At 55.8% G+C, this 13,656-nt stretch carries 8 protein-coding genes; all 8 read right to left on the reverse strand.

Annotated features, from left to right (window positions below):
* Positions 1-34: 34 nt before the first annotated feature.
* Positions 35-3,847 carry a DUF1631 family protein gene (locus Q4501_RS04610; protein WP_303594609.1) on the reverse strand — a complete coding sequence of 1,271 codons (3,813 nt, stop codon included), beginning with the start codon at positions 3,845-3,847 and terminating at the stop codon, positions 35-37.
* 285 nt (positions 3,848-4,132) lie between these two features.
* Entirely contained in the window at positions 4,133-5,440 is a 1,308-nt protein-coding gene (gene argA, locus Q4501_RS04615; protein WP_303594610.1) for an amino-acid N-acetyltransferase, read from the reverse strand.
* A 189-nt stretch (positions 5,441-5,629) separates the two neighbouring features.
* On the reverse strand, positions 5,630-6,826 hold the full coding sequence (gene argE / locus Q4501_RS04620; protein WP_303594612.1) for an acetylornithine deacetylase: 1,197 nt from the start codon (positions 6,824-6,826) through the stop codon (positions 5,630-5,632).
* Between the two features lie 26 nt (positions 6,827-6,852).
* A complete protein-coding gene (locus Q4501_RS04625) occupies positions 6,853-8,106 on the reverse strand; it encodes an acetylornithine deacetylase (protein WP_303594613.1) in 1,254 nt (417 codons plus the stop codon).
* Positions 8,107-8,147: 41 nt separating this feature from the next.
* Positions 8,148-9,044, reverse strand: a complete 897-nt coding sequence (gene argB, locus Q4501_RS04630) for an acetylglutamate kinase (RefSeq protein WP_303594614.1) — start codon at positions 9,042-9,044, stop codon at positions 8,148-8,150.
* Between the two features lie 53 nt (positions 9,045-9,097).
* Positions 9,098-11,749, reverse strand: coding sequence for a phosphomannomutase/phosphoglucomutase (locus tag Q4501_RS04635; RefSeq protein ID WP_303594616.1), 2,652 nt, complete (start codon positions 11,747-11,749; stop codon positions 9,098-9,100).
* Positions 11,750-11,829: 80 nt separating this feature from the next.
* Positions 11,830-12,291 (reverse strand): dUTP diphosphatase, encoded by a 462-nt coding sequence (gene dut / locus Q4501_RS04640; protein WP_303594618.1) that lies wholly within the window; start codon positions 12,289-12,291, stop codon positions 11,830-11,832.
* A gap of 1 nt (position 12,292) precedes the next feature.
* Complete coding sequence (coaBC, locus tag Q4501_RS04645) at positions 12,293-13,492, reverse strand: bifunctional phosphopantothenoylcysteine decarboxylase/phosphopantothenate--cysteine ligase CoaBC (protein WP_303594620.1); 1,200 nt, start codon at positions 13,490-13,492, stop codon at positions 12,293-12,295.
* Positions 13,493-13,656 lie beyond the last annotated feature (164 nt).

Genomic DNA, 13,656 nt, shown 5'->3' on the forward strand with positions numbered 1-13,656 from the left:
GGCGCGCCGGGGTTTGAAAGGAGTCGGGTAAGAGTCAGGTCAGGCTATCAAGCGAGCGGGGCTTCTCGATTACGAACCCCTGAGCATAATCAACACCAAGCTGCCTCAGTGTATCCAGCACATCGCGGGATTCAACCTGAGAAGCGATCACCTCGCGATCCATGTAATGTGCCATATCCACCATGGACTGCACCATGGCCCGATCGGTTTCACTCGTATTAAGTTGACCTATGAACGCATTGTCAATCTTGATCAAGTCGACCGGCAACGCACGCATGAACTCGAATGAACTGGGGCCGCTACCGAAATTTCCGAGGCAGAACCTGCACCCTAGCTCTTTCATCTCAATAATAAAGTCTGCCACAGCCTCCACATCGTTGATCGCGGACGCTTCGGTTATTTCAAACCAGAGGCGCTCAATGGGCGCATCCTTTTCACTCAGTTTTTCATAAATGTATTCGAGCAACGATTGGTCATTCAGCGAGTAGCCGGAAAGGTTAATGCACACTCCACCAAAATGGCGGGGGTCCGGCGCCTGCACTCGTAACCAGTCCAACATATGCCCGACAACCCAACGATCAACGGCCTGCATACGGTCATACCGCTCAGCCATACGAACAAAGTCACGGCCTGTAATCAGTACCCCGGCGTCATCGTACATGCTGATCAGCACTTCATACTGGGCCGCCATGTTAGTACGGCTATGCAGCGGAATAATCTTCTGGCAGCGCAACAACATCCGCTCTTCATCCAGATCACCAAGACTGGCGACCTTCGCGGCAATCTGCTCCTGGCGGGCCTGATCATCAGCACCCAGAGAGTACTCCGCCACTTTGCCATGCCCTTTCTGCCGGGCAGCGCTCAAAGCCTCCTCCGACGCTCTCAGCCAGCGCTCAGCGCTAACCAGGCCAGGCAACTCAGGCACAATTCCGATACTGGCGGATAATCTGTAGTCACGACCATCGTATATAAATTTAGCGGCCTCGACGGCTGCGATCAGGTTGCGGGCCGCATCGTCAGCGTTCTCAGAGGGCACCAACATCCCAAACTCATTGCCCGCAAGGCGGGCCAGGGGCATGCCATCGCCCACAAGCTTGCGCAACAGATCTGCGACACTTTTCAGGGCGTCATCACCCGCCTGATAACCGGCAGTGTCGTTCAGCAGGCGAAACTTCCGCAGATCCAGTCGCAACAGGGAGCGCTCGTCTTCGCGCCGGGCCAGCTGCTGATCGAGCATGCGTTCAAACTCCCGGCGCCCGAGGAGGCCGGTGAGCTCGTCATGTGTAGACGCCCAGGATAACTGGTCATAGACCTTGCGAACCATACGGTCGATACTTTCATCCACCAGAGGCCGCTCGTACTGGCCGTCGGGCACGATTATGCCTTTGCGCATGTGGCGCGCCAGAGCTTCCAGCTCAAGCTCCACAACCCGCATACCCTGGTGGTTCACAAAAACAAACCGGCTGAATCCGCGAGCGACCCAGACCAACCGGATGTATTGTGGCTCGTCGGGTTTTTCCTGGTCCCGCAGCCAGTCACCTGTCCGAAGCTTCTGAGCCCGGTTTATCCAGCGCTGAAGGCTGCGCTGCTCGCGCTCCGACAACGACTGCTTGATATCTTTCGCGGCCGGTGTCGGCGGCACCTCCACCATTTCAGGGGGTTTGTCAGGACTGCGTACCAGAAATTGTTTCAGCTCATCACGAATCTGGGATGACGGCATGTGGTTGCTGGAGATCGACGCCAGACCATCCTGGATAACCCGAAGCAATTCAGGCAAGTTCACAGTGCTTTCATTGTCGTCAGCAAACGCGAGCAATGAATCAACCACAGAGAGGTAGTCCTGCCAGGCCTGGCTGTCCGGACCTTGTCGGATCCATGTCAGCGATAACAAATCCCGCCAGCCGCCATCAAGCAGGCTGAGCACGGCTTTCGGTATTTTGCGCCCCGCCAATTTCCGGTTCAGCACATCCACAACTGCGGTTTTGGATTCGGCAACTTTCTGGGCGCCCTCTGCTGCGGCGGTTACCCGCTCAACGTTGCGACGATAGACCAGATTCTGGCGATCAATCAGTCCGTCAAGCTCTTGAACCGTTTGCTCAAACACACCGGTGTCTTGCTCAAACTCCGTGGTAATTCGCTGGATGAGTTCATCTACCCGACGCTGGACAACCGGGTTGAGCCGGCCACCCTTCACACCAATCTGAGCCAGCCGGTTCATTACCCCTCTGACAGGGCTATTCCTGTCATCAAAAAATGCAGGATCGCGCATCACAACTTTCAAAACCGGCACTTCGAGCTGGCGCATTCGCTCCTGAGCGTATTCGCTCAGCTTCGGACTCTCGGTAACCGAGTTAAAAAAGCGGTCGACAACATCGAGCGTGCCTTGCTGCTCATCGTCCAGCTTTTTTTCACCACTCTCGAGAACCTTCTCGACCACTCGTTCCCGCAGAGGAATAACGTTGCTGGCGCTGGCAACCGGTTCAGCCTGAAGCTGCTGGAGCTCACGCTGCAGCTCACCTGAAGTCATCGGTTGGGCGTTGACCGGGAAAGGTGCCGGTTCGGTTTCACCACGGGTTGCACGGCTGGCCGCAAGGGTTCCAAGCAGGTTTCGCACCGTGGCAAACGCGGTTTGGGCGGCCTGTGCATACCCCCGGAACTCGCTGCCAAGGCGAGTTTTAACGGAACCGGTATCACGGTTTGGTGAAGGATCCGCCGCGCATGCTGCCGGATTATTTTGCGACTGAGTCGCTGCAGCTGCCGAGGTATGTGGCTGCGACGCCTTTGGTTCTGTTTCTTCCTGATTAGGCTCAGGCTCGCTTGTGTCAGGTGTGGTTTTGCTTTGAGCGCTGCCGACGGCCTGTTCGCTCAAGTATTTGCTGAGATCAAGCTCCGGCAGAACACCATGGCGAACCAGAATATCGTTCAACTCTTTGTACAAGGGTCCCAGATGAAGCAGCACAGACTGTTCAAATGCCTTCAGACAGATTTTTTCAACCTCTCTGGACGCTTTGAGCTGACTCAAGCCGGAGTGAAACGACTCACATACAAGTGAGGGGCCGAGAGGATTATGATGCCCGGTTGCATTGGCAATGCCCAGCTTGTCCAGGCGGAGCTTGAGCTGCAACAGATCTTTACGGTAAAGGGTGTCGGCTTTTGTAACCATAACCCGGATCGTCAGCCAGTCTTCAAACTCACCCTTGTCCACCATCGAAAGCTCGGAACCCGGAAACCCTTTGGGTGCAGGCTTAAGAGGGGACTCAAGAGCACGAGCTATCTGGTGCCATATAACCCGCTGCCGAGCCTGAATCTGGCCCGAAAAATCCATCATTTCGTTAGCTTGTTGATCGTTTTTGGCTTTGTGCGCCGCGTCTTTCAAGGCTGCGGCCATTTGCACAAAGCAGGTATCCATGAGTGGTTCTATATGCTGAATAACTGCGCGCGCAGACTGATGCAGAACAAACTGCACACGCTCACTCGGGGCGCGTAGAGAAGCACGCTCCTGATCATGGGAGCCTCCGCACTGTTTTAACATCGCCGCAACTGCTTCCGGGTTCGTACGTGTAAAATTAACGCCCATAGCACCGTCAATGCGCCGCACAACACTGACGTGAAGTTCGTGCCGGCGCCTTCCATCCAGATCGCGAAAGCGCACAATCAACTCTGATGGCGTGGCGGAAGCAAAAGCCCGATCAAGCTTGCGCGATGTTTCACCGGAATAACGGACAAACAGGCCTTCGGGGCAAAAATCCGAAATCTGACAGGGCCAGGACTCGCCCCTACCCAGGTCAATCTGGGCAGCAAGTTTGATCGGTTTGCGGGGGCTGCTGCGTCTTTCTCTCGGATCCATGAACTACCTGATATTGCGCAAGACCGGAAGGGGCCGGGTATTCTGACCGCTCACGACTAACTTCACTAAAAACAATGGACTCGGCCAATTGTCGTTATAAAAAATGCTTCGGTGCTTATAACCGCAATGCTTATTGTACTATAGCGGCTGGTTGGGGGCACACAAACAGTAGCGTATTAACCTCATAACCTATGAAACAGCTTAGTCAGATCTATACAGTTTTGCTACTGATAACATTTCTTGGCGGTTGCACCACAATGACCTGTTACCGCAAGGCCGTTGTGGTCACAGCGGCTTGAAAAATACTTTTGAGTTACGTTGCGTGTTGTAAGAGGCGAGCTTTGGCCCGGGCAACGCCTGAACCGTACTGGGCTGGAAGCCTCGCTCACGAAACCAGTGCTCAGTTTGTGTAGTGAGTACGAACAACTTCTGGATGCCCTGGCTCCGGGCATGCTTTTCAATCATTAACAGAATCTCGTCACCACGACCGGCACGGCGATAGGCAGAATCCACCGCAAAGCAGGAAAGCTCGCCCGCACCTTCATCCGGATAGTTGTGCAGGGCCGCGCAACCAACAATGGTGCCGTCCCGCTCCGCTACAACAAAGTGCTCAATATCAGTTTCCAGCATTTCCCGGGATCTTCGCACGAGGATACCCTGCTCTTCCAACGGCTCAATCAGCCCCAGAATTCCGCCGATGTCCTCAGCCCGGGCCTGCCGGATCTGCTCATAGTGATCACCGCTGACCAGAGTGCCCGTACCGTCCCGGGTGAACAGCTCTTCCAGCAGCGCACCATCGTTCACATAGCTGATAATGTGCGCACGCCGCACACCCTTCAAACAGGCGTCACAGGCAGCTCGCAGCAAGTCTGCGTCGTGCCCGGTCACGGTTCCGTCCGCCAACCGTTCTGGAGCCTGACGGGCTGAAAGCTCCCGAATAAGAGAACCGTCCTGCTCCAGCAGGCCCTGGTCATCGATAAAGACGATAAGCTTTTCGGCCTGCAGCGCCGCTGCAACCTGGCTCCCCACGTCTTCGTACGACAGATTGAACGTATCGCCCGTGGGTGAATAGCCCATGGGGGGAAGTAATACGATATGCCCATGTTCCAGCAGCTTCTCGATACCGGCTACATCGACTCGTCGCACCTTGCCGGTATGCCCGAAATCGATTCCGTCCAGCACGCCGACCGGCTTCGCAGTTACATAGTTGCCGCTGCTGACCCGGATGCGGGCGTTGTGCATGGGTGAATTCACTAGCCCCATGGATAGCTGGCTTTCAAGATATGCCCGTAAGCCACCGGTTGCTTCCATAACCAGCGGCAAATGGTTTTCGGGGGTGATGCGCAGGCTACGGGAAAATGACGATTCCAGACCGGCGGCATTCAGGCGGTTCTGGATCTGCGGCCGCGACCCGAAGGCCACCACCAAACGCATACCCAGACTACTCAACAGCGCGATGTCATGGATGATGTTGATAAAGTTTTCATGCTCAACCGCATCACCCGGGATGGTCAACACCACCGTACGGCCACGGTGGGCATTGATATAGGGCGATGAATGGCGAAAGGAATGCAGCCAGCCGTTCGATTTCAAATGTTGATCCTCAATCCGTAATTTTTTACGCGCTTACCAGTCTACTCCAAGAGTGCTGCCGGGCGCCCACTCCAAAAGCGTGGAGCGCCAAGGATGGCGCGACCGAGCCCTACATGGACGTATTTACGGGCGTGTTTTGGAGTGGGCGCCCGGCAGCGCTCAGCCACTTGGTCTGAAGCGCAAGGATACTTAAAGACAAAACTGCCGAATAAGGCCCCTGAGAATGGTAACTGTAGGCTCCAACTGCGACATCTCTATAAACTCATCGGGCTGATGTGCCTGATCGATAGAACCCGGCCCTAAAACCAGAGTTTCCATACCAAGCTTCTGCAACCAGGGAGCCTCGGTCGCAAAAGCGACCGCGTGGGCAGTATGGCCGGTGAGCTGCTCGCAGGCTTTCACGAGCGCAGCGTCCTCCGGCGTTTCAAATGGTGGTACGCCATCAAACAGCGGCTCGAATTCCATAACTAATCCGCGTCGCTCAGCCACCGGCTGAATTTTGTATAGAATGTCGTGGCGCAGGTTTTCCATGCTCATGCCGGGCAGCGGGCGAAGATCAAAGTGCAGCTCGCAGCGGGCGCATATGCGGTTGGGGTTATCGCCACCGTGAATGCAGCCAAGGTTCAGCGTTGGCACCTGCACGTCAAAATTCGGATTACTGTAGTGGGCCTGCCAATCTGCGCGCAGGGCCAGGAGCTCCCCAAGCGCCTCGTGCATGCCCTCAAGAGCATTGCGACCCAACCCGGGGTCGGACGAGTGTCCAGACTGCCCCTCAAACGTTAAGCGCTCCATCATGATGCCTTTATGCATACGCACGGGCCTGAGGCTGGTGGGCTCGCCAATGACGGCATAACGGGCTTTCGGCTTGCCAGCTTCAGCGAGAGCCCTGGCGCCATTCATGGAGGTTTCCTCATCCGCTGTCGCAAGTATGATCAGCGGTTGTTTCATGTCCGCGGCTGTAAACGCCTTGGCGGCTTCAATCGCGAGAGGAAAAAAGCCTTTCATATCGCAGGTGCCTAGACCATACCAGCGATTGTCACGTTCGGTCAGGGTGAAAGGATCGCTTTGCCAGCGTTTGTCATCAAAAGGCACAGTATCCGTATGGCCGGACAGTACAAGGCCACCGGGACCGCTGCCCAGAGTAGCAATAAGGTTATATTTGCCAGGCATGCCGGGGACCGCCAGAATTTCTACTGAGAAGCCCAGCGCTTCCAGCCACTCACCAAGCGTTCGAACCACCGGCTCATTACTGTGATCCCACTCTGCCGATGCACTGCTTATAGACGGTAGCGAAACGAGTGTTGCCAGCATCTCGCGAACGTCCGGGACGGTATCGGCCCTGTTGGTAACCTTACGGCTGTCACTTTCGTTGTGGAATTGCTGCATTGTTCCGCCTCGCTCTGGCTCGCGCACTATCGTGCCTGGCCGCGCCGCCAAACCTCGAACTCCGTAATTGCGCGAACAGCTATCGGGTAGGCCACCTCGCCTCCAGCGACCTCACGAGCAATTTCCAGTTGTCGTTCGGTAACACTCGCCAGACGGCCCTCCACCAGATTTCCGTTTGAGAGTAGCACCCGCACCTTGCGCCCGATCCATGCTGTCGACGTTTCAGGATCTTCAGCATGCCAACTGGTAAGCGCCGGATTCTCGCGGGGAACTACCGGCTCCAACGCTTCTCTGGGCGGCTCAACAACAACGGGTTCCGCCTTGCGAAGAAATACATCTGGTACCTTGGCACCATTGTACTCCACCGTCCAACTCTGGTTCCCATCCGCACTCCCATCTTCTGAACGCACCGGTATGCCCAGTGTTTCAGAGCCAGGACGAACCGTCGCAGTTATTTCCCCACCCTCGAGCAGCCACTGCCGATACAACGCACGCAACTGTTCGCTGGCCCGCCAACCATACGCCTTCAGTCCCGCTTCAAAGGATCCCAATGCGCGCCCAGCCCATTGGCCAGGATCTATGCCGGCTTCGCGAGCGCAGTAGGCTGCAACCCGGCGCATAAGCCCCCCGTCTCTCAGCGTTACCTCAAGGGGTTGAGATGAACTCTCCAGCGTCGCTTCCGGTGTTACCAGGTTAATACGGGCACCCGGCCAATTAATTTCCAGGCTACCGGTATTGGCGGTGTTCAACTCGAGATGAACATGCTCAGGCGTCTGGCGCACGATAAGCTCGCCCGCCAAACGGGTGACCCCCATGCGCAGCAGGTCACCGCTACCCAGTTGCTGACGCGGATCTGGTGCGCAGGGAAGTGCAAATAACGCCGCCTGCTCACCCCAGCCGGTCCCATCAGCAGTTACCCAGTTCCGAAACATGGTTGCCTCAAGCGCGAGGGCCAGGCCCTCTGCCTGCAGCGACCAGTTAGCCGGCAGATCGGAAGGGTCTGCAAGCGCGGCAAGCAAGGCAACGGGAGATCCAGCATCCAGCTCTGCCCGGCCTATAACCAATGGCTGGGTCAGTTCAAAGTCCTGCCAGTGCGCGCCTGACAGCACCAGGCGACCCTCAACACCGGACCCTATCTTGCCGCGCTCCAAAACCCCACTCTCGCCAAGCGCCTGGCGCGCCTCTGACATGCGTTGGTCCGCCAGCCACCAGACGCCAGCCTTGTATGCGGCAAAACCTAGCAAGGCAGCCAGAACCAGAGTTGTGAACAGACGTTTCATCCGGAAAATCCTCAGGCAGCGCCGTCAGTTGCAGGAAATCATTAGTTTCGGGAAATCAGGGTACCGACACCCTCATCCGTAAAGATTTCCAGTAGGCACGCGTGAGCCACCCGGCCATCAATGATATGCGAGGTTCGCACACCATTTTCTACAGCGCTCAGCGCGCAGCGAATCTTCGGCAGCATGCCGCCGTGGATGGTGCCGTCTTCAATCAGGTCATTCACCTGCTGCGCAGTCAGCCCGGTGAGCACTTTGTCTTCCTTGCTCTTGAGCCCCGATACGTTGGTCAGCAGCATCAGCTTCTCGGCCTTCATGGCCTCTGCTACCTTGCCGGCCACCAGATCTGCATTGATGTTGTAAGAGGCACCATCGGGCCCGACACCAATCGGCGCAATTACGGGGATCACATTGCTGCGGGTAAGCATGTCAATAACATCCACATTGATACTGGCCACTTCGCCAACACGCCCGATATCAATAATCTCCGGGCGCTCCAGCTCTGGAGAACGGTCCATTACTTCGAGTTTGCGGGCGCGAATAAGATTGGCGTCCTTCCCGGTCAGACCTATAGCCGTGCCGCCCTGGGCATTGATCAGAGACACAATTTCCTTGTTAACCTGGCCACCCAGCACCATTTCCACCACATCCATGGTTGCGGCATCGGTGACACGCATGCCATTCACAAAGCGGGACTGAATGTTGAGACGCTGTAGCAACTCGCCAATCTGGGGACCGCCACCATGAACAACGATAGGGTTGATACCCACCAGCTTCATCAGCACCACGTCACGGGCGAAACTGCTTTTAAGTTCCTCGTTTTCCATGGCATTGCCGCCATACTTTATGACGACCGTTTTGCCGGTAAACCGTTGGATATACGGTAAACCACGGCTAAGAACGGTAGCCACCTGCATTGCAGTTTCACGATCCAGCGTCATCTTGTTGCCTTAATAAATCAGAAATAAAAAGTTGGAAGCCCGCACGGCCAGTGTCAAAACTCAGCCACGAGGTCCGGTGCCGCCTTCTTCAGCGCGTCCCTGAAGACGCCTTTTATTCGATCAAGCGCCTCTTGCGTTTCGGCCTCAAAGCGCAATACCAGCATCGGGGTAGTGTTGGAAGCACGACACAAACCCCAGCCATCAGCGTAATCCACACGGATACCGTCTATGTTGCTGACATTACCGTCGCCAAATTCCCCTTCGTTGGCCAGCGTATCCATTATGCTGAACTTACTGCTTTCAGTTACTTCAACGTTAAGCTCCGGTGTACTGATATCCTCGGGGAAGTCTTCAAACACTTCATCACTGTGACGGTCTTCAATACCCAGTATTTCCAGGAGCCTTGCTGCCGAATAGAGTCCGTCATCAAATCCATACCAGCGTTCCGCAAAGAAAATATGACCACTCATTTCACCCGCCAGCAAGGCTCCGGTTTCCTTCATCTTGGCCTTCATCAGCGAATGACCGGTTTTCCACATAATCGGTCGCCCGCCAGCTTCGGAAATTACGCCGGCAAGCCTGCGGCTGCATTTCACATCGTAGAGCACATCGGCACCGGGGTTACGTGATACCACGTCCCGGGCGAAGAGCATCAACAGACGGTCGGGCCAGATAATCTTCCCGGAATTAGTCACCAGACCAAGCCGGTCACCATCGCCGTCAAATGCAATGCCAAGATCTGCACCTTCGGTTTTAACTTTCTCGATCAGGTCAGCAAGGTTGGCAGGCTTACCCGGATCCGGATGGTGATTCGGGAAATCGCCGTCAACGTCGCAGTATAACGGCACCACCTCGCAACCAAGTTCCTCAATCAGTATGGGCCCCAACTCCCCCGCGATACCGTTCCCGGCATCCACCACTACCTTAAGCGGCGCGGCAACGGCAATATCTCCAACAATACGATCAAGATACGCTCGGCGCACATCCTCAGAGGACTGGGTGCCGCGGCCAGCAGCCAGATCACCCGACTGCACTCGTCGATAAAGGGCCTTGATTGCATCTCCAGACAGGGTTTCACCCCCCAGCATTATTTTAAGACCGTTGTAGTTGGCCGGATTATGGCTACCGGTGACCATGACACCCGAACCTGTCTCAAGATGGTGGGTTGCAAAATAGAGCACGGGCGTTGGCACCGCGCCAATCTGAATAACATCACAACCCGAAGCCATGACGCCCCGGGCCAACGCATCTGCCAGATCCGGGCTTGAGTGACGGCCGTCATAACCGATGCACAGCGATGGCAACCCGCGGCTGATGGCCTCGGAGCCTATAGCAGCACCGATCCTCTCAACAATAGGCGCAGACAAAGTCTCACCTACAATGCCCCGGATATCGTAGGCCCGGAAAATTCCCGGGGATATTTCTACTGACGGCTCGCCCGTCTCTTCAACCCCCGGCATGTCTCCGCCGGCAAAAAATGAGCTGTCACTGTTGCCGCTGCCGAAGCCCAGTACATCTTCGTCTCCGTCGAGCATGTCGATGTCCGGGAGCTCCTTATCCTGAAACAGGGGTTCAGCGTCTACCGATTCAGCCACCTTTGAACCCTTCATGGGCTTCGGCCGGACATTTTCTGCGGCCTTTGCCAAACGCTTGTCAGTCACCTGGGACAGCCGATAAAGCACCTCGCCTGCGGAGGCAACCATATCCCACTGGAAACTTGGCAACTTCTGGCGCTCACCGCCAAATACCTTGTGTGCCCATTGGATCAGATTGGTTACTTCCCGGCGCAGGCCTTTTTGCGCGCTTATCAGCAACCACCACACGAGCAACGACGCCACCAGTGCCGGAACACCAACCAGAATCCCTACCATCAGGATGCTGACAGCCGGCTCCGGCGCAGAGCCCGGTCTATAGCTGACAGTCCAGTCAGGATTCGCCAGTGCCCTGGTTTCAGCGGCATTTGCACCAGTAGCACCGTTCGCCCTGCCTACGAAGGGGCGGGACGCTCCGGCGACTGTTTGTATCAAGGCAAGCTCACCTCCAAGGCGTGTATTAACCACGGCAAGAAGCGGCTGCATCATCGAGGCGTCGAAGACCATCAAAATACTGCCAACAACGGCTTTGCTCACCGGATTACGCACAGGAGATGCCATCTGGATATACCACTGGTTTTCCCGGGGGAAAGCGTCCGGATACAGAGGTTGGCCATTTTCAGCACGACGTGCGAGCTCAAGCCCAGCGAAACCCAGCAGTTCGCTTCCGTTACCAGTCCTTGGAATCCGGCGATAAGGGAAAAGAAAAGCAGCTTTGACGCCAGGCATGGCAGTGATCAGCTTTTGCTCAACAGCTCCGGTATCCGCACGTTCCATCAAGGTATCTACTACGTGGGGCTGGGTTGCAAGACCATTTACGCTCTGCTGCATCAGCGCAAGATACTGGTTGATACGCTGCGCGGCCGCATCCGCCTCTGCGGTTTTCCAGGCATCAAAGCGCTTGTCCGAAGCAGGCTGCAGCACCAAAAAATACACCAGCGCCACCGCCGCTATTCCAGCCAGAAGAACAACGAGAGCCTGGCTAAAAGCGGTGGAGCCCAAGTGTTTCCCTTTTGAGCCAGCAGGTGCCCGGGCTTTCGATTTTTGTTTTACTTCAGCTGCCGACGGCCCATCGACAGGTGCTTCGGGAGCTTTTTTCTTACCCAGCTTCATAGTTCATCCTGCAAAAGTTTTGTCCTGGACAGGCGCTTAACGGCTAAGTATAGACACCGCAACAGGTTTATGCGCTGCTGTTACGTTGTCCCTGTCGAGCCAAAGCCGCCTTCGCCACGGCTACTGGCGTCAAACTCGGAAACCACTTCGAAATCGGCCTGGATTACTGGCACCAGAACCAGTTGCGCTATCCGCTCACCTGCCTCGATCGTAAAAGCGGTGCTGCCCCGATTCCAACAGGACACCATCAACTCGCCCTGGTAGTCAGAATCGATAAGCCCGACCAGATTGCCAAGCACAATTCCATGCTTATGCCCGAGACCGCTTCGTGGCAGTATCATGGCAGCCAACGATGGATCAGCAATGTGTATGGATAACCCGGTCCGGATCAACGTTGTATCACCAGGGGCCAGTGTCAGCGAACCATCAAGGCACGCCCGCAGATCCAGGCCTGCAGAGCCCTCAGTGGCATATGCCGGAAAAGCGATCTCGCTGCCGATCCGGTCATCAAGAATACGTACCTGTAATTTTTTTCTACTCATGTTATCCCTGCTTCAGGTGTTCGCCAATCAGTGCGACAAGGCGTGAACCAATCACCGATTTGCTGTCTGGACCTATGGTTTTCTGCCCTCCGCGCCAGAATACAGTGACAGCGTTATTGTCACTGTTGAACCCCAAACCGGGAGCAGACACATCATTGGCAACAATCATACGCAAGTTTTTGCGCTGCATTTTGTCTTTGGCATAGCGGGCAACATCTGAGGTTTCAGCCGCAAAGCCTACCGTAAACGGTGCATCCCGACGTCTGGCAATAGTGGCCAAGGTATCCGGATTGCGTATCAGTGGCAGAGCCATGGCTTCACTGGATTTCTTGATCTTGTCTCCGGCACAGGTCTCTGGTCGATAATCGGCCACCGCAGCGGTCGCAATAAACAGGTCACAGCCTTCATCCACTGCTTGCGTGGACGCCTGCAGCATGTCGTCCGCGGTAACCACGTTGCGGACTTCGATCCCTGTCGGAGCTGGCAAAGCAACCGGCCCACTGATCAGAACAACGCTGGCACCTGCCTCCCGGGCCGCCACAGCCAATGCATAGCCCATTTTGCCTGAACTGTGGTTACTGATATAGCGCACCGGGTCTATGGGCTCTCGAGTAGGACCTGCCGTAATAACCACTCGCTTACCTGCCAGCCCTTCAGAGCTGGCCTTTTCTCTCATGATCAGCCCTGCGATCACTGCAGCCTCGAGCATTCGCCCGGGGCCATTATCACCACAGGCCTGCTCGCCCTGATCAGGCCCCCAGAGGGTTATCTGCGAATCTTCGCCCAACAAGCGGATATTGCGCTGCGTGCGTGCATTACTCCACATCGCCTGATTCATCGCCGGCACCACAGCAATAGGGGCCTCTGTCGCACAGCACACTGTCGCCAGAAGGTCGTCGGCCATACCCTGAGCAAGTCGCGCAATAAAATCAGCAGAAGCCGGAGCAATAACCACCTGATCGGCCCACTTCGCCAGCTCGATATGACCCATACCAGCTTCGGCTTCGGGATCGAGCAATGAGGTGCGAACTGGCTCGCCGCTAAGTGCCTGAAAAGTCAGAGGCGTCACAAAGGCTTCTGCGCCCCGAGTCATGATTACTCTCACTTCGTAACCAGCCTTTTTCAGCAGGCGTACAAGCTCGGCGCTTTTATAGGCTGCGATGCCGCCTGTTATACCCAGCAGAATTTTCCTGACTGCCATAAAGGCTCCGTATCCACTTAAAAAGAAAGACTTATAAGATAGCATGCCCTGACGATACCGACAGCCTGCCAGAGCCTCAGTACGTTTACCGTTTGTTGCGTTTTGAAGTAACCTTTGTAATTGAAGGGTGCAGGAAGCACCAACGCCATCAAACCAAACGCAAG

The sequence above is a fragment of the Marinobacter sp. 2_MG-2023 genome (genome assembly GCF_030546935.1).
GTDB lineage: Bacteria > Pseudomonadota > Gammaproteobacteria > Pseudomonadales > Oleiphilaceae > Marinobacter.

Bases quoted from the DNA above. Each gene is read 5' to 3' on its own strand.
- Q4501_RS04625 (WP_303594613.1), bottom strand. From the start codon at position 8,106: ATGAAACGTCTGTTCACAACTCTGGTTCTGGCTGCCTTGCTAGGTTTT.
- argB (WP_303594614.1), bottom strand. From the start codon at position 9,044: ATGACGCTGGATCGTGAAACTGCAATGCAGGTGGCTACCGTTCTTAGC.
- Q4501_RS04635 (WP_303594616.1), bottom strand. From the start codon at position 11,749: ATGAAGCTGGGTAAGAAAAAAGCTCCCGAAGCACCTGTCGATGGGCCG.
- dut (WP_303594618.1), bottom strand. From the start codon at position 12,291: ATGAGTAGAAAAAAATTACAGGTACGTATTCTTGATGACCGGATCGGC.
- coaBC (WP_303594620.1), bottom strand. From the start codon at position 13,492: ATGGCAGTCAGGAAAATTCTGCTGGGTATAACAGGCGGCATCGCAGCC.
- Q4501_RS04610 (WP_303594609.1), bottom strand. From the start codon at position 3,847: ATGGATCCGAGAGAAAGACGCAGCAGCCCCCGCAAACCGATCAAACTT.
- argE (WP_303594612.1), bottom strand. From the start codon at position 6,826: ATGCAGCAATTCCACAACGAAAGTGACAGCCGTAAGGTTACCAACAGG.